Source organism: Microbacterium sp. NPDC089320, assembly GCF_040684875.1.
GTDB lineage: Bacteria > Actinomycetota > Actinomycetes > Actinomycetales > Microbacteriaceae > Microbacterium.
Map to the genome: position 1 here is coordinate 741,471 of NZ_JBFBGY010000001.1, position 21,164 is coordinate 762,634.

Consider the following 21,164-nt stretch of genomic DNA (forward strand, 5'->3'; position numbering starts at 1 on the left):
AGGCGACGACCATGATCCGCACCCGCTTCACCGAGACCTTCGGCATCGAGGCCCCCATCGTCCAGGGCGGCATGATGTTCGTCGGACGCGCCGAACTCGCAGCCGCCGTGTCCGAGGCCGGCGGGCTGGGCACCATCACGGCGCTCACCCAGCCCACCCCCCAGGCGCTGCGCGAGGAGATCGCACGAGCACGCGACCTCACCGACAAGCCCTTCGCGGTGAACCTCACGATCCTGCCGTCGATCACACCGCCGCCGTACGACGAGTACCGGCAGGCGATCCTCGACTCCGGCGTGACGATCGTCGAGACGGCCGGTTCGAATCCCGCCCCGCACCTGCCCGCCTTCCACGACAACGGCATCAAGGTCATCCACAAGTGCACCAGCGTGCGGCACGCGGTCAAGGCCCAGTCGCTCGGCGTCGATGCGATCTCGATCGACGGGTTCGAGTGCGCCGGCCACCCCGGTGAGGACGACATCCCCGGCCTCGTGCTGATCCCGGCCGCCGCCCGCGAGATCGAGATCCCCATGATCGCGTCCGGCGGTTTCGCCGACGGACGCGGCCTGGTCGCCGCGCTCGCGCTGGGCGCCGACGGCATCAACATGGGCACGCGGTTCGTCGCCACGGTCGAGTCCCCCGTGCACCATGCGGTCAAGGAGCACATCGTCGCCTCGTCCGAGCTCGACACCGAGCTGATCCTGCGGCCGCTGAACAACACCTCGCGTGTCGCGTCGAACTCGGTGAGCCGCGAGGTCGTGCGCATCCTCGACGCGGGGGGCGAGTTCGCCGACGTCCGCGATCTGGTGGCGGGTGCCCGCGGACGCACCGTGTGGGAGACCGGAGACGTCGAGGCCGGGATCTGGACCGTCGGCACGACGCAAGGCCTGGTCCACGACATCCCGACGGCGAGCGCGCTCGTCTCCCGCATCGTCGCCGAGGCCGAGGAACTCATCCGCGGCCGTCTCGCAGAGACCCTCGTCGCCGACGCCTCCGCTCTCATCGAGGCCGCGCGATGAAGGACGACTTCTACGACGACGACCACCGCGCGTTCCGCGAGGTCGTGACCGAGTACGCGGCCCGCTCCGTCACTCCCCACTACGAGCAGTGGGAGCGCGAGCATCTGATCGACCGCCGCGCATGGACCGCGGCCGGCGAGGCAGGGCTTCTCGGCATGGCCGTGCCCGAGAGCCTCGGCGGCGGCGGCGTGGACGACTACCGGTTCCGCTGCGTCGTGGCCGACGTGCTGGCCGACCTCGGCGCGACGTCGCTCGCAGCGGGCTTCGCCCTGCAGGACGACATCGCCATCCCGTACATCGTCGACCTGGGCACCTCCGAGCAGCACGACCGATGGCTGCCCGGACTCGTCACCGGCGAGTCCGTCTCGGCGATCGCGATGACGGAGCCCGGCACCGGAAGCGATGTCAGGGCGATCACCACCTCCGCGGTCCGTGACGGCGACGACTGGCTGCTCTCGGGTCAGAAGACGTTCATCACCAACGGCATCCACGCCGATCTCGTGATCGTCGTCGCACGCACCGGAGACGACCCGCGCGCGTCGCTCACGCTTTTCGTCGTCGAACGCGGCGCCGCGGGCTTCGAGCGGGGCCGGCGGATCGACAAGATCGGCATCCACGCGCAGGACACCGCCGAGCTGTTCTTCGACCGCGTGCGCGTGCCGGCCGAGAACGTCCTCGGCGAGGTCGGCCGGGGCTTCGTCCACCTCATGGAGAGGCTGCCCAGGGAGCGCCTCTCGATCGCGTACGCGGCGCTCGCGGGGGCGACCGCCGCCCTGCGGTGGACCGAGGACTACGTGTTCGAGCGCTCCGCCTTCGGCACCCGGGTCGGCGACTTCCAGAACACCCGTTTCGTGCTGGCCGAGCTCGAGACCGAGCTCGACGTGACCCGCGCCTACGTGCAGCGGGCGGTGCGCGCAGTGGACGACGGATCGCTGACGACCGCCGACGCCTCGAAGGCGAAGTGGTGGGCGACCGAGCTGCAGCAGCGCGTGGTCACCCGCGGCCTGCAGCTGTTCGGCGGGTACGGCTTCACCGAGGATTACCCCATCGGCCGCGCGTACCGCGACGCCAGGGTGCAGACCCTCTACGGCGGCACGACCGAGATCATGAAGGAGATCATCGGACGAGACATCGCGGGCAGGCACACGTGAGCGCCGGCCCGCTGTCGGGGCTCCGCGTGATCGAGCTCGCGGGCATCGGCCCGGGGCCGCACGCCGCCATGGTGCTCGCCGATCTCGGCGCCGACGTGGTGCGCATCGACCGGCCGGTGCCGGGGCTCCAGCTCACCTCCGACGCGCCGGACTGGACGCTGCGCGGCCGCCGGTCGATCAGCGTCGACCTCAAGGCGCCCGAGGGGCGCGACACGGTGCGCCGTCTCGCCGCCGAGGCGGACGTGCTCATCGAGGGCTACCGGCCCGGGGTCGCCGAGCGGCTCGGCGTCGGCCCCGACGACCTGCGGCCGCTCAACCCGCGGCTCGTGTACGGCAGGATCACCGGCTGGGGACAGCACGGCCCCCGCGCCCACACGGCCGGCCACGACATCAACTACCTGTCCCTCACCGGGGCGCTGCACGCGATCGGCCGCGCCGGTGAGCGTCCCGTGCCGCCGCTGAACCTCGTGGCCGACTTCGGCGGCGGCTCGATGCTGCTGCTGGTCGGTGTGCTCGCGGCGCTGTGGGAGCGCGAGCGCACCGGGAGCGGGCAGACGGTCGATGCGGCCATGGTCGACGGCGTGAGCCTTCTCATGCAGCTCACCTGGTCGATGTTCTCGAGCTCCGACTGGGTCGCCGCCCCCGGCAGCAACCTGCTCGACGGCGGCGCCCCCTTCTACGACACGTACCGCTGCGCCGACGACCGCTTCGTGGCGGTCGGCGCGCTCGAGCTCCCGTTCTACCGCGCCCTGCTGGACGGGCTCGGTCTCGACCCCGCGGCGGTCCCCGACCGCGACGACCCGGCCCAGTGGCCGGCGCTGCGTCAGGTGCTCGCCGCCCGCTTCGCGACGCGCGGTCGCGACGAGTGGTCGGCCGTGTTCGACACCACCGATGCGTGCGTGACACCGGTGCTGAACCTCGACGAGGTCGCGGACGACCCCCACATGCGCACGCGCGAGAGCGTGTCGGCGTCGGAGGGGACGACCCAGGCGGCGCCCGCACCGCGGTTCTCCCGGCATCCCGCCCCGCCCGCGCCGACCAGGCCGCCGGCGCCCGACGACCAGCGCGCCGAGATCCTGCGGGACTGGCTCGGCGTCGACACCGCCGGTGCCGCTGACGACACGGCCGCCGCCCCCTCATCCGCCATCCCCCAGGGAACAGGAGTCCGCTCATGACCGAAGCCGTCATCGTCGACGTCGTCCGCACCGCATCCGGCCGCGGCAAGCCGGGAGGCGCGCTGCACGGCGTGCACCCCGTCGATCTGCTGTCGACCGTGCTCGAGGCGCTCGTCTCGCGCACGGGGATCGACCCCGGTCTGGTCGACGACGTGATCGCGGGCTGCGTGCAGCAGGTGGGCGACCAGTCGTTCAACGTCGCCCGCAGCGCGCTGCTCGCCGCGGGGTTCCCCGAGCACGTGCCAGGCACCACGATCGACCGCCAGTGCGGGTCGAGCCAGCAGGCGGCCGTGTTCGCGGCCCAGGCCGTGATGTCCGGCAGCCATGACATGGTCATCGCCGCCGGAGTGGAGTCGATGAGCCGCGTCCCCATGGGCACGGCGTCGATCGGCCGCGACCCGATCGGCGACCGCCTGCACGCCCGCTACCCCGAGGGTTTCGTGCACCAGGGCATCTCGGCCGAGCTGATCGCGGCACGCTGGGGCTTCTCCCGGGAGGAGCTGGACGCGTACGCGGCACGGTCGCACGAGCTCGCCGCGCGCGCGGCCGCGCAGGGCCTCTTCAACGACGAGATCGTGCCGGTCACGGTACCGGGGCCGGACGGCCCGCTGACGCACGCGGTCGATCAGACGGTGCGCGCGGCGACGACGCCCGAGGCGCTCGCCGCCCTGTCGCCGTCGTTCCCCGACGAGGCCGTCGCCCGCAGGTTCCCGCAGATCGACTGGCGCATCACCCCCGGCAACTCGTCGCCGTTCACCGACGGCGCCTCTGCGGCCCTCATCTGCTCGGCCGAGAAGGCGGCGGAGCTGGGGCTGACCCCCCGGGCGAGGTTCACCGCGTTCTCGGTGGTCGGCGACGACCCGATCTACATGCTCACCGCCCCCATCCCCGCCACACGGAAGGTCCTGGACAGAGCGGGACTCACCGTCGACGACATCGACGCGTTCGAGGTCAACGAGGCGTTCGCCCCCGTGCCGCTGGCATGGGCGCGCGAGGTGGGCGCCGACCTCGAGCGGGTCAACCCCCGCGGCGGCGCAATCGCGCTCGGCCACGCCCTCGGGTCGTCGGGCACCCGACTGCTCGCGACCCTCGTCAACCATCTCGAGGCGACGGGCGGGCGATACGGGCTGCAGACGATGTGCGAGGGAGCCGGCATGGCGAACGCCACGATCATCGAGCGGATCTGACCGCATCCGTCCGGCGCGGCACGTCGCCCGGACCCCATCGCATCACCCCGACAGAGAGGGAACCCATGTCCGTCGTCCTCATCGAGCAGCGCGGCCACGTCGCCGTCATCACCCTGAACAGGCCGCAGGCGTTGAACGCCGTCGACACAGAGCTCGCCACCGCGCTGGGCGACGCACTCGAGGACGCGGGCCGCGACGACGGCATCCGTGCCATCGTGCTCACCGGCGCCGGGCGGGGGTTCAGCGCCGGGTACGACCTCAAGGCGTACGCGCGAGGCGAGTCCGCCGAGCACCGCGACCACCCCGAGTGGGGCTTCGGCGGCGCGGTCAGGCATGTCGTCGACACGCCCGTGATCGCCGCGATCAACGGCTTCGCCTACGGCGGCGGCGCCGAGATCGCGCTGGCGGCCGATCTCGCCGTGGCCGGCGTCTCGACCCGGATCGGCTTCCCCGAGGTGACCCGCGGACTCGTCGCCGCGGGCGGGGGCGCGATCCGCCTGCAGCGGCTGCTGCCCCGCCGGATCGCTGCGGAGCTGCTGTTCACGGGTGAGCCGATCTTGGCCGCCCGTGCCGAGGAGTTCGGCCTGGTGAACCGCGTCGTGCCCGACGACGAGGTCGTCGACGCGGCGGTCGACCTCGCGGCACGCATCGCCCGCAACGCGCCGCTCGCCGTCGCCGCGTCGAAGCACTTCCTCCGCGAGGCCGACCGGCACGGGTCGGACTGGGACGACTCCGTGTGGACGGCACAGGACGAGCTGGTCATGCCGGTCTTCCGCACCGAGGACGCCGCGGAGGGCGCACTCGCGTTCGCCGAGAAGCGCGAACCCCGATGGGTGGGACGATGAGCACCGCGACGGCGGTCCGGGGACGCCGGGCGCGCATCGAGCGGCTGCTGCCCTCGGCGGAGGCGTACGATCTGCTCGAGCTCGTCGAGGAGTTCAGCGCGAAGGAGCTCGCCCCGATCGTCGACGCCCACGAGCGCGCGGGCAAGTACCCCGAGGGCCTGTTCCGCTCGCTCGGCGAGCTCGGACTCCTCGGGCTGCCGTTCGGCGAGGAGTGGGGCGGCGGCGAGCAGCCCTACGAGGTCTACCTGCAGGTGCTCGAGGAGCTGGCGCGGACCTGGGCCTCGGTGGCGGTGGCGGTGAGCGTGCACACGATGGCGACCTCGGCCGTCATCGCCCACGGCGACGACGAGCTGCGGGCGCGATTCGTCCCGGCGCTGCTCGACGGCAGCACGGTCGCCGCGTACAGCCTCTCGGAACCGCATGCGGGATCCGACGTGTCGGCGCTGGCGTGCCGCGCGGTGGCGGGCCCCGACGGCTATCGCGTCACCGGGGAGAAGTCATGGATCACCCACGGCGGCGTGGCCGACGCCTACGTGCTCTTCACGCGCACCGCGCCGGGCGCCGGCGGCGTCACAGCCTTCGTCGCCCCTCGGGACCTCGACGGGCTCACCTTCAGCACCCCGCTGGAGAAGATGGGCCTGTCGGCCATTCCCACGGCATCCGCCTACCTCAGCGACGCCCTCATCGACCGGTCCCTCCGTCTCGGCGAGGAGGGCAAGGGCCTCTCGATCGCGCTGGGCGCCCTCGACTCCGGCCGCCTCGGCATCGCCGCGGTCGCGACCGGGCTCGCCCAGGGTGCGCTGGATGCCGCGCTCGACTACGCCACCGAACGCGAGGCTTTCGGCAAGCCGATCATCGCGCACCAGGGCCTCGGCTTCCTGCTCGCCGACATGGCCGCCGCCGTCGACTCGGCACGATCGGCCTATGTCGACGCCGCGCGTCGTCGCGACAGGGGCATGCCGTTCACGCGCCACGCCGCGGTCGCCAAGCTCACCGCGACCGACTCCGCGATGCGTGTCACCACCGACGCCGTCCAGGTGCTCGGCGGAGCCGGGTACACCCGCGAGTTCCCGGTGGAGCGCTACATGCGCGAGGCGAAGGTCATGCAGATCTTCGAGGGCACGAACCAGATCCAGCGCCTCGTCATCAGCCGCAGTCTCGGCGCCCGCTGAGCGGGCGTCAGCGCGCGCCCTGGTCGTCCTCGACGACGGCCAGGGCGATGCGCGAGTAGCGCTCTGCGAGCTGCTCCGGTGAGACCGGGCCGTCGGCGCGGTACCAGCCGGCGATCCCCTGGCACATGGCGAGGATGGCGCGCACGCACTCCTGGGGCTCGGCTGTGCGGAAGCGCCCCGCATCGATGCCCTCGCGCACGCTCTGCGCCAGTGGCGCCTGGATCGCGTCGCGCGCCTTGATGTACCAGGCGAGGTTCTCGGGCGTGAGAGCGCGACGTTCGCCGTCGAGGAAGGCGACGTCGCTGTGGTGCGCCATGTACACCGTGATGCCCTGCACGAGGGCGGAGAGACGCGATGCGGGGTCATCGTCCGCTTCGGCGAGAGCGCCGTCGATCTTCGAGGTCAGTGCGTCCAGAGCGCGCTGCAGCAGAGCCACGAGCAGAGCCTGCTTGTTCTCGAAGTGGTAGTAGATCGCGGGAACCGTGACCCCGACCGCGGCGGCGATCTCGCGAACCGACGTCGCGTGGTAGCCCTGCACGGTGAACCGCTCCAGCGAGGCCGCGAGGATGGGAGACAGCTCGAGCGGAGCGAACTCCCGCCATCCCTGCGTTGTCGTCGCCGTGTCTTCCACTTACCGCTCCTCTGAGATCTGTGCTTCGGCCAAAGATACGCCACCCACCGCGCGATACCGGTGAGCACACGGGGTCGCGACGTCAGCCGAGCCCTGCGAGATCTCTGACATAGGCGACCGCGCGGGTCGAATCGAACTCGCGGAGGATCTGCAGCTTCTCGGCCTCGAAGGATCCCTCCGCGTGCGTGGCGAGAACGCGCTGGTAGCCGCCGTACGCCCGCGCGGTGAGATCGGAGACGAAGTTCGCGATCCGCAGACGCTCCTCTCCGGGCACGGCGCCCGCGTAGTACTTCTCGAGCACCGACCGCACCTCCGGGTTGTCCCAGTCCCCGACCCCTGGGCCGGTGATCAGCAGCCCGCCCGCGAGATCGACGAGGTGCGCGGTCGCCGCGCCGTACCCGTGCGCGAAATGGTACTTCGCCATGTTGACCGTGAGCGGGTCGGGGCGGAAGACCCCGTTGTCGTCGGCGCCGCGCAGCGCGGAGAGCTCCGCGAGGGAGCGCACGGTCTCGGCCCACGTGATGAGCTCGGTGAGCTTCGCGCGCACGTGGCCCGCCTTCGCGATGCCGTTCGCCTCCGCCATCAGCACCGCGGAGCCCACCACCATGTCGAGCAGCGGCAGCTTGTAGTTGATGGCCGTGAACCGGTGGAAGTCGACGAACGCCAGCGCCAGCGGACCCGCCCTCTCGGGTTCGCGGTTCAGGAACACGCGGTCCTTCGGCACGCGCACGTCGTCGAACACCGTGAGCGACTCGAGGAGCTTGTGCCGCGACGAGAGCGGGTGCTCGAAGGTGTTGGGATCCCCCTCGGAGAAGGGCGAGACGTACAGGGTGAGCCCTGGCGTGTCGGCCGGCACCGCGAACGACACCGCCCAGTCGCGGTCGTCGCGCCCCATGGCCCTGGTCGGGAGCACGACGATCTCGTCGGCGTTGGCCGAGAACGACGTGTGGGTCTTCGCTCCGCGCACCGTGATCGAGTCCGCGTCCTCGTCGACAATGCGCAGATAGAGGTCGGGGTCCTTCTGGGCGGACGGCCCCAGAGACCGGTCGCCCTTCACATCCGTCTGCGCGACGGCGAGCGCGAGGTCCTCTCGCGCGACCCGCGCCGCGAAGGCCTCGGCGTTCTCGCGCCCCTGGCCCGCGGTCGCGCGCAGCAGCGCGAACAGCGCATCCGATCCGACCTCCTTGAGCACGATCGTGCCGCCCCCGAGGCGGGAGACCTGCTCGATGAGCCGGCCCCGCCGACGCAGGTCGTCGATGCTGCGCGGCGGCACCCAGAACGCGGAGGTCGGCTCGCCGCCGACGTCGGCGACCGCGAGGTCCGGATGCGAGTCGTGGATCGCATACCCGAGCGCCGAGTGCCCGACCGCCGGCGCGAGCTGCGGGTGGGCGGTGACGTCGGCGACACGCTCTCCCTGGTAGACGACCCGGCGTCCGTCGCGGAGCCCTGCCCGGTACTCGTCGGGGGTGCGTAGCGTCATGGTCGGTGTCTCCTCTGGTCTGCGGCCGGGGACGATGCCCCGGCTCGGGGCGTGCGCTGTCGCGCGGATGCAGGGGGTGCGGCGGGGTGCCGGTTCAGTCGGTCGCGGCGGCGAGCAGCTCGCCGATCTCGCGCGCCGCATCGGCCGCACGGGGGTCGGCGCCGCCCGGCCACGGCCCGCGGGTCGTCGTCCAGGCGAACGCGACACCGGTGTCGGGGTCGACGCAGGCGAGGGCACCGCCGCCGCCGTCGTGTCCGAACGCGCGCGGGCCGCCGAACCGACGCTTGCGCCACGGCTTCTGGAACACGATCGCGAAGGCGCGGTCGTCCGCCGCGAGTACCTCGTCGTAGCCGCGTACCTGCTGCTGGCCGATGAGGTCGACCGTGTCCTGGCCGAACAGCGCGTCGGCTCCGTCGACGCCCGTCACGGCGACGGCGAGCAGGCGCGCGAGACCGCGCGCGCTGCCCACCCCGTACGCGGCCGGGTGCCCGGAGCGCCAGCTCGACGGCTCGTTGACGAGCTCCGCGCCGATGTCGGCGAACGTCACGAGGGTCAGTGGCGAGAACGACAGCTCCCTCGGGTCGCCGACCGGTCGGTGGGCGGGGAACGCGTCCAGCCGTCGCCCCTCGTGCTCCGAGGGCAGCCCGAGGAAGAAGTCGATGTCGTGGGGCGCGCGGATCTCGCTCTCGTAGTACTCCTTGAGCGTGCGGCCGGTGATGCGGTGCACGAGCTCCGACGCGAGGTTGCCGATCGTCAGCGCGTGGTAGCCGAACGCCGAGCCCGGGTACCAGAACGGCGAGGTGTCGGCGAGGCGCCGCGCGGCGGCGTGGTCGTCGAGCAGCTCGGCCCTGCTGAGTCCCGGCGTGGCCTGCGGGACGCCCGCCTGGTGCGAGAGCAGCTGGCGCACGGTGACGGCGTCCTTGCGCCTCGCCGCGAACTCGGGCCAGTAGTGCGCGACCCTCTCGTCGAGGTCGAGCAGCCCGCGCTCGATGAGGAGTCCGATCGTGATGCCGATCGTGTTCTTGGTGGCCGAGAACGGCACGACCATCGAGTCGGCCGCCATCTCCCCCGCCCACACGTCGAGCACGGGCCGGCCGTGGTGGAAGGCGACCGCCTGGAACGACAGGTGGGGGTCGGCGGCGAGGTGCCGCTCGAGCCCCGCGACGACCGCGTCGATCCGCTCGTCGGCTGCGCCTTGTAGCCGCTGTCCGTCGATGTTCCTCATGCGGTCTCCTCCATCGCCGTCGCGACGCGCAGCGCTTGACGCTCCGCACGGCGCTCGGCCTGCTGATCGGGGTCGGGGACGGGCGCGGCCATGAAGAGCCGCTGGGTGTAGGGATGCTCCGGCGCCGAGGTGACCCGGTCGCCGTCGCCCGATTCGACGATCTCGCCCCGGTACATCACGGCCACCCGGTGGCTGATGTGGCGGACGACGGCGAGGTCGTGGGTGACGAAGAGGTAGGCGACGCCCGTGCGCTCCTGGATCTCAATGAGCAGGTCGAGCACGCGCGCCTGGGTCGAGAGGTCGAGCGCCGACACCGGCTCGTCGCACACGATCAGCCGGGGCCGCAGGGCGAGCGCCCTGGCGATCGCCACGCGCTGCCTCTGGCCACCGGAGAACTCCCGCGGCAGCCGGTCGGCGGCATCCGCCGGCAGACCCACGTGCGCGAGCAGCTCGTGCACGCGATCACGGGCTTCTGCCGTCGACACCCCGGCCACGGTCAGCGGCTCGGTAAGGATCTGCTGGATCGTCATCGACGGGTTCAACGACGAGTACGGGTCCTGGAACACGACCTGGATCTCGGAGCTCAACGCCCGACGGTCGCGGCGCGAGAGGTGGGAGATGTCCCGCCCGTCGTAGCGGATCGACCCCGCCGTCACCGGGGCGAGGCCGAGTGCCGCGCGACCGAGCGTCGTCTTGCCCGAGCCGGACTCGCCGACGAGGCCGACGGTCTCGCCGGGCAGGATGTCGAACGAGACCCCGTCGAGCGCCCGGAAGGGACGCGCACGGAACCTCTTGCCGGGATACTCGACGACGAGGTCGTCGATCTCGAGGAGTGGAGCGGTCATGCGGTGCCTCCTGTCGTGCGCAGCGGCCCGCGGGCGGGTCCGCCGTCGAGGATCGCGTCGAGAAGACCGCGGGTGTACGGATGCTCGGGAGCCGAGAAGATGGCGCGCACCGGCCCCTGCTCGACGAAACGGCCGGACTGCATCACGGTGACGCGGTCGCACAGGTCGGCGACGACGCCGAAGTTGTGCGTCACGAGCAGCATGGCCATGCCGCGCTCCGCCTGGAGTCCTCGCAGCAGGTCGAGCACGTCGGCCTGCACCGTGACGTCGAGAGCCGTGGTCGGCTCGTCGGCGATGATGAGGTCGGGGTCGGTCGAGATCGCGCCGGCGATGAGCACGCGCTGGGCCATGCCGCCCGAGACCTCGAACGGGTAGGCGTCGAAGGTGCGCGCCGGATCGGGGATCCCCACCCGCTCGAGTAGCTCGAGGGCACGCGCCTTCGCCTGCGCGGTCGACATCCCCATGTGCACGCGCAGCGGCTCGACGAGCTGGCTGCCGATCGTGAACGACGGGTCGAGGTTGCTCATCGGCTCCTGCGGGATGTATCCGATGCGTCTGCCGCGGATGCCGGCGTAGGCGGCGTCGGAGGCGTCCGCGAGCTCGGTGCCGTCGTAGACGATCGAGCCGGCGGTGACGTGCCCGCCGCGGGGCAGCAGCCCGAGCACGGCGAACGCGGTCTGGGTCTTGCCCGAGCCCGATTCGCCGATGAGGCCGTGGACCTCTCCGCGGGCGATGTCGAGCGAGACGCCGCCGACGACCTCGACGTGCGAGCCGTCGGGCTGGTCGTAGCCCACCCGCAGACCGCGCACCGCGAGCAGCGACGGACGGTCCGACCTGCCGTCGTCGTCGTGCAGTACGACCTCCTCGTCCGCGATCACGGTCAGGTCGTCGGCATCCGCCGTGGCGTCGCCGCCGCTCATCGAGAACGAGGTGGTGACGGCCGCGATCGACCCGGTGGCCGTCGTGACCGCGCGCCGACGCCGTCGGCGCACCGAGACCGCACGCTCGAGCTCGTCGCGCATGACGTTCGCGAGCAGGGTGAGCGCGATGCAGGTGAGGGCGATCGCGAGCGAGGGCCACAGCATGAGCAGCGGCTCGCGGAAGATCGCCTTGAACCCGTCGTTGAGCATGGATCCCCAGGTCGGGACCGACGAGTCGCCGAGCCCGAGGAACTCGAGCCCCGACTGGATGGCGATCGCGATGCCCGCGATGATCGCGGACTGGATGATGATCGGCGCGCGCACGACGGACAGCACGTGGCGGCCGATGATGCGTGAGTCGGTGAGCCCCGACACACGCGCGGCGTCGACGTACAGCTCGGAACGCACCGCGGTGACCGAGGCGTAGACGAGTCGGAAGTACGCGGGCGAGAGGAGGATGCCGAAGATCAGCATCGCTATCCACACCGAGGGGCCGACGACGGCGCGCGCCGCCAGCAGCACCACCATCCCGGGCAGAGCCATGTTCAGCTCGGTCACCCACGTCGCCGCGGTGTTGAACCACCCCTGGAAATAGCCGGCGATGAGCCCGGCGACGACGCCCAGCACGAGCGCCGTGACGAGGGCCACCAGCGCTGCCGCGATACTCGTCTGGGTCGAGGCGAGCAGGCGCGACAGCACGTCGCGACCCGCGCTGTCGGTGCCGAGCAGGTGCGCGGGCCCTGGCGGCTGCAGCACGGCACGGATGTCGGAGTAGTTCGGGTCCTGCGGCGCGAGCAGCGGGCCGACGATCGCCAGCACCGCCATCAGGGCGAGGAAGACGAGGGCGGTGACCCCGACGGGGCGACGCAGGAGGCGGCGGAAGAGCGAGACGCGCACGGGCGCCGGTCGCACCGCCGCGGGAGCGGAGATCGCGGTCATGACAGTCGGACCTTCGGGTTGAGGGCGGCCTGGGCCAGGTCGATGAGCAGGTTGACGACGAGCACGAGCACCGCGAAGACGATCACGAGGCCCATCACCACGGGGATGTCGCCCTGCACCGTGGAGCGCACGGTGAGCTGCCCCATGCCGGGGATCGCGAAGACCTGCTCGACGATGACGGCGCCGCCGAGCAAGCCGATGAACTGCAGGGCGAGCACCGCGAGGGCGGGGCCGCCCGCGTTGCGCAGCACGTGTCGGTAGACGACCGATCTCATCGGCAGTCCGCGGGCTCGCAGCGTGCGCACGTAGTCGCGCGACATGCTGTCGACGACGGATCCTCGCACCTGCTGCGCGACGGCGGCGATCGCGCCGATCGAGAGCGCCGCGATCGGCAGCGTGATCGACGCGAGCCACCCGACGAGCGAGTCGTCGGGTGCGACGTATCCCGTCGCCTTGAACCACCCCAGCCGCACCGCGAAGACGAGCACGAGGCCGAGCGCGATGAGGAACCCGGGGACCGCGAAGCCGAGCATCGTGAGCAACTGCACGGCCGAGTCAACCCAGCCGCCGCGGCGCGCGGCGAGGACGCCGAGCACGACCGACACGACGGCCGAGATGAGCACCGCGCCGATCACGAGTGACAGGGTGACTCCGAGGCGGTTGGCGACGCTCGTCGTGACCAGCTCGCCCGAGAACCAGCTGCGGCCCAGGTCGCCGGTGAGGGCCTGCCCCAGCCACTCCCCGTAGCGCACGAGCAGCGGGCGGTCGAGACCGAGTTCGGTCGTCTTCTTGGCGACGACCTCGGGGGTCGCGGTGTCGCCCAGGATGCGGCGGGCGATGTCACCACCCGCCATGTACAGCAGCGAGTAGGCGATGAGGGAGATGACGGCGATCAGGACGAGTCCCGATGCGATGCGTCTCAGGGTGAAGGCCAGCATGGCGGATCTCCTGCGGATGGATCGGATGCCCCTCCGCCCTGTGCGGGCGGAGGGGCAGGGGGCTCACTGCTTCGGCGCGAAGCTGAACAGCGAGGGGTAGATGTTCGTCGGCCAGTACTCGAAGGTCGTGTCGGCGTCGACCGCGAAGCTGCCCTCGACGCGGAAGAACGGCGCGAACCACGCCTGCTCGACGATGTGGCGGTTGAGCGACTTCGCCGCCTCCGCGCCCTCCTCCTCGGTGCCGAACTGCATGGCCTCCATGTACTCGGTCACCTTCGGGTCCTCGGTCCCGAACGGGTTGAACACGGCATCCGGGCCGAGCATCGTGATCGCGGTGTCCCAGTCGGGGCTCTGCGCGAGCGACATCCAGGTCATCCCGTACTTCGGCGTGAGGATCGACGACAGGAAGTTCCCTGCGCCCGGGTCCTCGTAGGTGACCGTGATGCCGATGTCGGCGAGCTGCTGGGCCACGAGGTCGAGCGACGTCTGGAACGCGCTGATCGACGGCATCGTCACCTCGAACCCGTCGGGGTAACCGGCCTCGGCGAGGAGGTCCTTCGCCCCCTCGGGGTCGTACTCGTAGTACTCGTCGAGCTCCGGGTCGTAGGACGGCGAGCCCGGCTGGACGACCTGCTGGGTGACGGTGCCGTGGTCGGCCTGGATCGCGGCGAGCAGCGCCGGGCGGTCGAACGCCATGTTGATGGCCTGGCGCACCCGCACATCGGCGAGCTCCGGTGCGATCGAGCCGTCGCGGTCGAGCAGCATCATGCCCTGGAAGTCGAGCTCGGTCGAGTCGATCGACCACCCCGCGGCCTCGATCTCGGCGAGCGCGTTGTTGTCGGCGCCGGCGCCGTTCGCCTCGCCGGCGAGGATCGCGTTCATGCTGGCGGTCGGGTCGGCGATGATGTTGATCGTGAGGGCGTCGTACTTGATCGCGTCCTGGTCCCAGTAGTCCGGGTTCGCGCGGTAGACGTACGACGTCGAGGTGACCGTGGCGTCGGTGTCGAGGATGTAGGGGCCCGAGCCGATCGGGTTCGTCGCCACATCGGGGTCGTCGAACGACGCCGGCGAGGCGATCAGGCCTCCGGCGATCGCGAGCTGGGTGACGAGACCCGGGTTGGGCGCCTCGAGCGTCACCGTCACCGTGTGGTCGTCGACGGCGGCGTACTGCTGGCCGACCATGTAGCCCGAGATCTGGGCGGTGCCGTCGCGCAGCCGCTCCAGGCTCGCCACGACCGCCGCGGCGTCGACGGGCGTGCCGTCGGTGAACTCGGCGTCATCGCGCAGCGTCAGGGTGAGCACGGTGTTGTCGTCGTTGTACTCCCAGTCGGTGGCCAGCGCCGCCTCGACCTCGCCCTCGTCGTTCTGCCGCAGCAGTGTGTCGTACACCGCCTGGAAGAAGGGGCTCCTGGTGCCCCACTCGGCGCCGGCGCCGATGTCGTAGCTGGTGGGCCCGCCCAGGGAGATGAGGGTGAGCTCGTCTCCGCGCGCACCGTCGCCGTCCCCGTCGCCCGACGGGTCCCCGCCCGCCGAGCACCCCGTCAGCGCGAGCGCGGCCACGGCCGCCAGCGCTGCCACTGTTCTGATCCGGAACATCATCGTCCTCTCGTAGGCGGTGAAGCTCGTCCGTCACCGCTGCGCCGATCGTAACAGTTCTACTGATCGCTCGCTAAACACTTTTCACGCCTAGAGTCGCAGGGCCTTCTTGTCGACCTTGCCGACCGGCGTGAGGGGCAGCTCCCGGGCGAACCGGACCGTCTTCGGCGCCTGGACGGCGCCCTTGAGATCGCGCACCCATGCGCGCAGGTCGTCGGCGCTCGCCGCCCCCTCGTCGCGCAGCACCACCGTGGCCGCGACGGCCTCTCCCCAGCGCTCGTCCGGAACGCCGTACACGGCGGCCGCGCTGACCTCGGGATGGCGTGTGAGGGCGTCCTCGACCTCGCGCGGGAAGACGTTAAACCCGCCCGTGACGACCATGTCCTTCTTGCGGTCGACGATCGCCAGCAGGCCGCGCTCGTCGATCCGGCCGATGTCGCCGGTGTGCAGCCAGCCCCCCGCGAGGGTCTCCGCGGTCAGCTCGTCGCGACGCCAGTACGAGTCCATCGCCGTGAGCGCGCGGACGCAGATCTCCCCCGCCTCGCCGGGTGCCACCTCGTCGCCGGCGTCGTCGCGCAGGCTGACGCTCGTGCCGTGCACAGGGAACCCGCAAGTGGCGAGCACGTCGGGGTCCTCCGCGACGTGCTCCCCCCGAGGCAGATAGCTGATGGGATAGCACTCGCTCTGCCCGTAGAGCTGGGCGAAGACGTGGCCGATGCGGGTGTGCGCCTCGGCCAGGCGGGTGAGCGCCATCGGCGAGGCGCCGTACAGGGCGAGCTCGAGCGACGAGAGGTCGGCGGCGTCGAGGCCGGGGGCGTCGAGAAGGTCGTAGACCATGGTCGGCACGAGCAGGGTCATCGAGATCCGCTCACGGGCGATCGTCTCGAGCACCACCTCCGGACGGAAGCCGTTCTGGAGGTGCACGGATCCCCCGCGGTGCAGCACCGGGAGGATCTTCGTGCCGGCGACGTGCGTGATCGGGGCGACGGCCAGGTACCGCGGGCGGTTGGGAAGCTCGAAGTCGGCCAGGATCGCGCGGGCGTGGTTGAGCACGCTGCGGTGCCGGTACGCGACGCCCTTGGGGCGGCCGGTCGTGCCCCCGGTGTAGTTCAACCAGAGGACGTCCTCCGGTGCGCCGACGTCGAGCGGCCGGTGCGCGCCGACCTGCTCGCGCGCCTCCGAGAGCGCCACCGCCGCGGCGGTCTCGTCCGAGGGACGGAACGTCACCAGCCGGTCGAACGCGGCGGTCGCGTGCAGTTCGGCGGCACGCGGGCCGAACGCCGCGGCGTCTGCCACCAGCATCCGCACCTGCGCGTCTTCCAGCTGGTGCAGGTGGTCGGCGAGCGAGCCGCGCGGGTGCAGATACGTCAGCCGCAGTCCACTGCACCAGGCGGCGACCGCGCAGATCCACGAGTCCACGTCGTTGCCGGCGAGCACCGCGACGCCGTCTCCCCTGGCCATCCCCTCCCGGGCGAACACCGCCTGCGTCCGCCCGACCGCGTCGAGCACCTGCGCGGCCGTCATGCTCCCGCGCGCACCGGCATTTCCCCCGCCCCACGAGAACGCCTCGGCATGCGCCCGGCGTCGCAGCGCGGCGAGCGCGGTCGAGCCGACGGTGGGGGGACTCTGGTGGGCTTCGGCCATGGCGACTCCTTCGTCGTGGCGGTGTCGCGGCGCGACGTGCGCGACCGCGGGGACGGGATCAGGTGTCGTACTCGCGCGCGATCCGTGCGATGAGCGCCGCGGCCGGCTCCACCCGATCGACGGCCGAGACCGTGTGACCGGCGCTGCGGATGTCGCGCCACCGCCGCGGGCCGACGGCGCCGGAGCCGTAGAGGGCGGTCGCGTCCTCGGGCTCCACGTCCTCGTCGAGGTGATCGGGGTCGAGTCCGGCGGCGACGATCGAGGCGCGCAGCATGCTGGAGGGCAGCCCGGTGAAGGCGCGGGTGAGCACGACGTCGTCCATCGAGCTCTCCACGAGCATCGTCCGGTAGTCGTCGGAGGCCAGGCTCTCCTCGGCCGCGACGAACCGTGTGCCGAGGTAGCCGAGATCGGCGCCCAACGCCGTGGCGGCGCGCAGGGCGACACCGTCTGCGATGCCCCCGGCGAGCACGACGAGCCCGTCGAAGTGCGCGCGCACCTCTCGGACGAAGGCGAACGGGTTGAGTCGGCCGGTCTGCCCGCCCGCGCCGGCCGTGAGCAGCACCAGCCCGTCGACGCCGGCGGCGATCGCGCGCTCCGCGTGGTGCATGCTCGCGACATCGGCGAGCACGACGGCACCGGCGTCCTGCAGCGGGGCGACGACCGGGGCCGGCGAGCCGACGCTGGTGATGACCATCTCGACGCGATGCCGCACGAGCATCTCGAGGTCGTCGGCGAGGCGGGGCTGGCGGATGATGAGGTTGGCGCACCACGGCGCCCACGCGCGGTCGTCGGCGTCGCGCTCCCTCTCCCATCCGGTGAGCCACTCGTCGAGTTCTGCGACGGAGCGGGCGTTCGCCGTGGGGAACGCCCCGATCACCCCCTCGCGGCATACCGCGGAGACCAGACGGCGGCCGCTCACCCCGAGCATGGGTGCGGCGATCGCCGGGATCCTCAGTCGCCCGGACAGGGCGTCACGGACGGCCGCAGCGGACTGCTCGGTCGACATGCGGCCTCCAGGACGCGCTCCGCGAGGACGACGCGGTGTCCGGCGCCGATGCCTCGCGATCTACTTACTGATCGTTCAGTTCACGCTACAAGGCGGGGCGGCGAGGGGCAAGAGATCCGAGAATTTACTTAACGTTCGATCAGTAGGGATGCTAGGGTCGCCGCACGACGGCACGCCGACGTGTGCCTCCGGTCAGATAGGACGACGATGTTCCGCAGGATCTCCACCGCCGCAGCACTCCTGGTCACGACCGCGCTGGTCGCGACCGCGTGCTCGACCACCCCCGGGCCCGACGACGAGCACGGAGGCCGGGCCGACCGGCTCACCCTCGTGTCGATCAGCGCGCCGGTCAGCTACGACATCGGCCTCGGCGCCGAGACGGGCACCAGGAGCCAGTACTTCGAGGCGGTGTTCGACACGCTGCTGCAGCAGGATGCGGCGGGCGACATCGGCCCGCGACTCGCCACCGAGTGGGAGTACGACGACGAACGCACCCGGCTGACGCTCACCCTGCGCGATGGCGTCGAGTTCACCGACGGGACGCCGGTCGACGCCGCCGCCGTGGTCGCCAGCCTCGAGCGCCTACGAGACGGCACCTCCCAGGCCGCCGGGCGCCTCACCGGCCAGGAGTACGAGGTCGTCGACGACGGCACCGTGGCGATCTCTCTTCCCGAGCCCGACCCCGGACTGCTGAGCGCGCTCTCCACCAACGCCGGGCTGATCGCGTCGCCCGCCTCGTTCGACGACCCGGACGTCGAGACCCGACCGGTCGGGTCGGGGCCCTATGTGCTAGACGTCGACGCGACCGTCTCGGGCACGACGTACTCGTTCACCGCGAACGAGGACTACTGGGACGCGGATGCCGTGCACTACGACAACCTCACCATCAACGTGATCGCCGACCCGACGGCCATGCTCAACGCGATCCTCGCCGGGGAGACCGATGCCGCGGCCGCCGACAACCGGTCGCTCGCCGAGATCGAGGGCGCCGGCTGGTCGCTCACCGATCTCGAAGGCAGCGTCGAGGGCATGCTCCTGCTCGACCGCGACGGCACGATCGAGCCCGCACTCGCCGACGTCCGGGTGCGCCAGGCGATCAACATGGCCTTCGACAGGGAGGCTCTGCTCGATGCCCTGCAGGACGGTCACGGCACGGTCTCGGAGCAGGTCTTCCTCAGCACCTCCCCGTCCTTCGACCCCGCGCTCGACGAGCACTACGGCTACGACCCCGAGGGCGCCAGGGAGATGCTCGCCGAGGCGGGCTACCCTGACGGGTTCGCGATCACGATGCCGTCGATCGGCGCGTACCAGACGACCCTCGACCTCGTCGCGCAGCAGCTCGCCGACATCGGCATCACGGTCGCCTACGAGGACCCGGGGCCCGGGAACTTCGTGACGTCCGTGCTCGCCCCCAAGTACGCCATGACCTGGATGTCGGTGGGACTCATGCACGAGTGGGACCACCTGGCGTTCCTCGTCACGCCCGATGCGACGTTCAACCCCTTCGCGACGCGCACCGACGAGGTCGACGGACTGCTCCGCGAGATCCAGTTCGGCGACGAGGAGCAGGCGGCGACCGCGACCTCGGCGCTCAAGGAGCTCCTCGTGGACGAGGCCTGGTTCGCGCCGTTCTTCCGGGTCGACGGACACTACGCCACCTCGCCGGAGACGACGTACGACGCCGACACGTGGGTCCTCGGCTCGTACCCGTCGATCTTCGGCTTCTCGCCGGCGGCGGCGTCGTGACCGCCGCCCGAAGCGTCGCCCTGGGCGCGCGCGACCTCGCCGCGCGGCTGTGGGACCTCGACGACGCGGCCCTGTGGGGCGCACCGGAGACCCCGGTCGAGCGCATCGTCGTCGCGTGGGCGGTGACCGCCGAGATGCTCGAGTCCGTGGAGCCGGGGACTCTGCTCGTGTGCCGCGCGCACCCGTTCTTCGCGTCGCCGACCCACTGGCGCACCCCCGCGATCCTGTTCGGCGGCGAGGGCTGGCCCTTCCGCGCCGCGGGCGACGACGTGCTCGTGCGCAAGCGCGCGGCGCTGCAGGACGCGGACGCGGTCATCGCGTGGGCCCCGGACCTGTGGCACGTGGGCCCCGAGGCGGCCGGCGCCGCGTTCGGCAGGACGGCGGGACTGGACACGCGGATGGTCGGCACGACGGCGGTCGCCGACATCGCGCCTGTGCCGTTCGACGACCTGCTCGACCGGGTGCTGCCGTCCTGGGGGGCGACACGCGCCCTCGTGCTGGTGGACCCCCCCGGCGACGTCCGGTCGGTGGCGCTGCTGCCGGGGATCGCCTCGCCCGACGACATCGCCGCCGCCGCAGAGGCGGGGGTGGACACGATCCTGTGCGGCGAGGTCGTCGAATGGGAGGGCGGCCCGTTCGCCCAGGACCTCGCGGTGCTGGAGCGACCGGTGGGCGTCGCCGCGGTGGGCACGGCCCTCAGCGAGCAGACGGTGAACGAGGTCGTCGCGGAGCGGGTCCGCGCGGACGCCGACGGTCTCGACGTGACGGTCCGCGCCGTGCCGGACGCGACCTGGACACCGGAGGAGGCCGCATGACCGCGACGACGGACACCCCGACCACGGCGCAGGTGCTGCGCCGGATCCACGACGACGGCGCCCGTCGCGGCCACGTGTGGACGACCCCGACGGTCGACGGGGTCGTGCACGGCGACGACTCCCGACCGCTCTCGGGGATCGCCGTCACGTGGATGAGCACGATGCCGGTGCTCCGGGCGGCCGCCGACCGCGGCTGCGACCTGGTCATCAGCCACGAGCCGACCTTCTGGCACCATCGCGACGAACCGCCCACCGAGGCCGGCGCCGCGCTGCACCGGCGCAAGCAGGAGTGGCTCGACGAGCACGGGATGACGGTCGTGCGCTTCCACGACCACCATCACGCCATGTTCGACGTCGACCCGGTGCTCGACGCACTGTTCGAGCGGTTCGGATGGCGCGACGAGACCGTCGGGCCGACCCTGTACGGCCGCTCGCACGTCGGCCCCGTCGACCTGCGCACGCTCGCCGGGCGGATCGCGCAGGCCGTCGGCGAGGAGGCCGTGCGGGCGGTGGGCGACCCCGATGCACTGGTGCGGACGCTCGGCTACGGGGCGCACGACCTCGCCGGCTGCCTGGCGCCGCTGCGCGACGCCGAGGCGGTGCTCGTCGGCGAGGTGCGCGAGTGGGACGCCTTCGAGTACTTCCGCGACGCGGCGCACTTCGGCCTGGACGCCAGCCTCATCGCCACCTCGCACCGCGCTCTCGAGAACTGGGCGAGCGAGCCGACGGTGCGCTGGCTCGCCGAGCTCGTGCCGGAGGTGGCCGTGTTGCCGATCGACACCCCCGCGCCCTTCCGCGTGCATCGCGTGGGCTGACGACCACCGGGGCGGGAT

The 21,164-nt window shown here is 71.8% G+C and carries 18 protein-coding genes; 9 read left to right on the plus strand and 9 right to left on the minus strand.

Translation table 11 applies throughout. From position 1 onward, the window contains the following. The first annotated feature begins 11 nt into the window (after window positions 1-11). The 6 genes from AB0N61_RS03720 to AB0N61_RS03745 all read left to right on the plus strand — a co-directional run bounded on the left by AB0N61_RS03720 (window position 12) and on the right by AB0N61_RS03745 (window position 6,546). Window positions 12-1,016, plus strand: a complete 1,005-nt coding sequence (locus AB0N61_RS03720) for a nitronate monooxygenase (protein ID WP_363361817.1) — start codon at window positions 12-14, stop codon at window positions 1,014-1,016. Beyond that, the gene (locus tag AB0N61_RS03725) at window positions 1,013-2,167 is read left to right on the plus strand and encodes an acyl-CoA dehydrogenase family protein (protein ID WP_363361820.1); all 1,155 of its coding nucleotides are present in this window, start codon (window positions 1,013-1,015) and stop codon (window positions 2,165-2,167) included. Before AB0N61_RS03720 ends, AB0N61_RS03725 begins: the two co-directional genes overlap by 4 nt. Continuing rightward, complete coding sequence (locus tag AB0N61_RS03730) at window positions 2,164-3,342, plus strand: CaiB/BaiF CoA-transferase family protein (RefSeq protein WP_363361822.1); 1,179 nt, start codon at window positions 2,164-2,166, stop codon at window positions 3,340-3,342. Before AB0N61_RS03725 ends, AB0N61_RS03730 begins: the two co-directional genes overlap by 4 nt. Continuing rightward, entirely contained in the window at window positions 3,339-4,529 is a 1,191-nt protein-coding gene (locus AB0N61_RS03735) for a thiolase family protein (protein WP_363361824.1), read from the plus strand. The genes AB0N61_RS03730 and AB0N61_RS03735 overlap by 4 nt, the downstream gene beginning before the upstream one ends. 65 nt (window positions 4,530-4,594) lie before the next feature. Then, entirely contained in the window at window positions 4,595-5,374 is a 780-nt protein-coding gene (locus AB0N61_RS03740) for a crotonase/enoyl-CoA hydratase family protein (RefSeq protein ID WP_363361825.1), read from the plus strand. Then, window positions 5,371-6,546, plus strand: coding sequence for an acyl-CoA dehydrogenase family protein (locus AB0N61_RS03745; protein ID WP_363361827.1), 1,176 nt, complete (start codon window positions 5,371-5,373; stop codon window positions 6,544-6,546). The genes AB0N61_RS03740 and AB0N61_RS03745 overlap by 4 nt, the downstream gene beginning before the upstream one ends. Window positions 6,547-6,553: 7 nt before the next feature. Here AB0N61_RS03745 and AB0N61_RS03750 read toward each other — a convergent pair whose 3' ends face one another. The 9 genes from AB0N61_RS03750 to AB0N61_RS03790 all read right to left on the minus strand — a co-directional run bounded on the left by AB0N61_RS03750 (window position 6,554) and on the right by AB0N61_RS03790 (window position 17,770). Beyond that, window positions 6,554-7,177, minus strand: a complete 624-nt coding sequence (locus AB0N61_RS03750) for a TetR family transcriptional regulator (RefSeq protein ID WP_363361829.1) — start codon at window positions 7,175-7,177, stop codon at window positions 6,554-6,556. Window positions 7,178-7,259: 82 nt separating this feature from the next. Next, the gene (locus tag AB0N61_RS03755; protein WP_363361831.1) at window positions 7,260-8,657 is read right to left on the minus strand and encodes a 4-hydroxyphenylacetate 3-hydroxylase N-terminal domain-containing protein; all 1,398 of its coding nucleotides are present in this window, start codon (window positions 8,655-8,657) and stop codon (window positions 7,260-7,262) included. Between the two features lie 94 nt (window positions 8,658-8,751). Continuing rightward, a complete protein-coding gene (locus AB0N61_RS03760) occupies window positions 8,752-9,882 on the minus strand; it encodes a serine hydrolase domain-containing protein (RefSeq protein ID WP_363361832.1) in 1,131 nt (376 codons plus the stop codon). Next, complete coding sequence (locus AB0N61_RS03765; protein ID WP_363361833.1) at window positions 9,879-10,727, minus strand: ATP-binding cassette domain-containing protein; 849 nt, start codon at window positions 10,725-10,727, stop codon at window positions 9,879-9,881. Before AB0N61_RS03765 ends, AB0N61_RS03760 begins: the two co-directional genes overlap by 4 nt. Further along, window positions 10,724-12,586, minus strand: coding sequence for a dipeptide/oligopeptide/nickel ABC transporter permease/ATP-binding protein (locus AB0N61_RS03770; RefSeq protein WP_363361835.1), 1,863 nt, complete (start codon window positions 12,584-12,586; stop codon window positions 10,724-10,726). The genes AB0N61_RS03765 and AB0N61_RS03770 overlap by 4 nt, the downstream gene beginning before the upstream one ends. Then, on the minus strand, window positions 12,583-13,524 hold the full coding sequence (locus AB0N61_RS03775; protein WP_363361837.1) for an ABC transporter permease: 942 nt from the start codon (window positions 13,522-13,524) through the stop codon (window positions 12,583-12,585). Before AB0N61_RS03775 ends, AB0N61_RS03770 begins: the two co-directional genes overlap by 4 nt. 63 nt (window positions 13,525-13,587) lie before the next feature. After that, window positions 13,588-15,123 (minus strand): ABC transporter substrate-binding protein, encoded by a 1,536-nt coding sequence (locus tag AB0N61_RS03780; RefSeq protein WP_363361839.1) that lies wholly within the window; start codon window positions 15,121-15,123, stop codon window positions 13,588-13,590. Window positions 15,124-15,210: 87 nt separating this feature from the next. Then, a complete protein-coding gene (locus AB0N61_RS03785) occupies window positions 15,211-16,764 on the minus strand; it encodes an AMP-binding protein (protein WP_363361840.1) in 1,554 nt (517 codons plus the stop codon). 58 nt (window positions 16,765-16,822) lie between these two features. Then, window positions 16,823-17,770 carry a nitronate monooxygenase gene (locus tag AB0N61_RS03790; protein ID WP_363361841.1) on the minus strand — a complete coding sequence of 316 codons (948 nt, stop codon included), beginning with the start codon at window positions 17,768-17,770 and terminating at the stop codon, window positions 16,823-16,825. A 207-nt stretch (window positions 17,771-17,977) separates the two neighbouring features. On the opposite strand from AB0N61_RS03790, the gene AB0N61_RS03795 reads away from it, so the two are divergent. The 3 genes from AB0N61_RS03795 to AB0N61_RS03805 are packed head-to-tail and all read left to right on the plus strand — an operon-like array spanning window position 17,978 to window position 21,146. Continuing rightward, window positions 17,978-19,516 (plus strand): ABC transporter substrate-binding protein, encoded by a 1,539-nt coding sequence (locus AB0N61_RS03795; RefSeq protein ID WP_363361842.1) that lies wholly within the window; start codon window positions 17,978-17,980, stop codon window positions 19,514-19,516. Beyond that, window positions 19,513-20,331 carry a hypothetical protein gene (locus AB0N61_RS03800; protein WP_363361843.1) on the plus strand — a complete coding sequence of 273 codons (819 nt, stop codon included), beginning with the start codon at window positions 19,513-19,515 and terminating at the stop codon, window positions 20,329-20,331. Before AB0N61_RS03795 ends, AB0N61_RS03800 begins: the two co-directional genes overlap by 4 nt. Then, window positions 20,328-21,146, plus strand: a complete 819-nt coding sequence (locus AB0N61_RS03805) for a Nif3-like dinuclear metal center hexameric protein (protein ID WP_363361844.1) — start codon at window positions 20,328-20,330, stop codon at window positions 21,144-21,146. Before AB0N61_RS03800 ends, AB0N61_RS03805 begins: the two co-directional genes overlap by 4 nt. Window positions 21,147-21,164 lie beyond the last annotated feature (18 nt).

Bases quoted from the DNA above. Each gene is read 5' to 3' on its own strand.
- AB0N61_RS03780 (WP_363361839.1), bottom strand. From the start codon at position 15,123: ATGATGTTCCGGATCAGAACAGTGGCAGCGCTGGCGGCCGTGGCCGCG.
- AB0N61_RS03720 (WP_363361817.1), top strand. From the start codon at position 12: ATGATCCGCACCCGCTTCACCGAGACCTTCGGCATCGAGGCCCCCATC.
- AB0N61_RS03790 (WP_363361841.1), bottom strand. From the start codon at position 17,770: ATGTCGACCGAGCAGTCCGCTGCGGCCGTCCGTGACGCCCTGTCCGGG.
- AB0N61_RS03805 (WP_363361844.1), top strand. From the start codon at position 20,328: ATGACCGCGACGACGGACACCCCGACCACGGCGCAGGTGCTGCGCCGG.
- AB0N61_RS03775 (WP_363361837.1), bottom strand. From the start codon at position 13,524: ATGCTGGCCTTCACCCTGAGACGCATCGCATCGGGACTCGTCCTGATC.
- AB0N61_RS03745 (WP_363361827.1), top strand. From the start codon at position 5,371: ATGAGCACCGCGACGGCGGTCCGGGGACGCCGGGCGCGCATCGAGCGG.
- AB0N61_RS03735 (WP_363361824.1), top strand. From the start codon at position 3,339: ATGACCGAAGCCGTCATCGTCGACGTCGTCCGCACCGCATCCGGCCGC.
- AB0N61_RS03740 (WP_363361825.1), top strand. From the start codon at position 4,595: ATGTCCGTCGTCCTCATCGAGCAGCGCGGCCACGTCGCCGTCATCACC.
- AB0N61_RS03760 (WP_363361832.1), bottom strand. From the start codon at position 9,882: ATGAGGAACATCGACGGACAGCGGCTACAAGGCGCAGCCGACGAGCGG.
- AB0N61_RS03755 (WP_363361831.1), bottom strand. From the start codon at position 8,657: ATGACGCTACGCACCCCCGACGAGTACCGGGCAGGGCTCCGCGACGGA.
- AB0N61_RS03785 (WP_363361840.1), bottom strand. From the start codon at position 16,764: ATGGCCGAAGCCCACCAGAGTCCCCCCACCGTCGGCTCGACCGCGCTC.
- AB0N61_RS03770 (WP_363361835.1), bottom strand. From the start codon at position 12,586: ATGACCGCGATCTCCGCTCCCGCGGCGGTGCGACCGGCGCCCGTGCGC.
- AB0N61_RS03725 (WP_363361820.1), top strand. From the start codon at position 1,013: ATGAAGGACGACTTCTACGACGACGACCACCGCGCGTTCCGCGAGGTC.
- AB0N61_RS03795 (WP_363361842.1), top strand. From the start codon at position 17,978: ATGTTCCGCAGGATCTCCACCGCCGCAGCACTCCTGGTCACGACCGCG.
- AB0N61_RS03765 (WP_363361833.1), bottom strand. From the start codon at position 10,727: ATGACCGCTCCACTCCTCGAGATCGACGACCTCGTCGTCGAGTATCCC.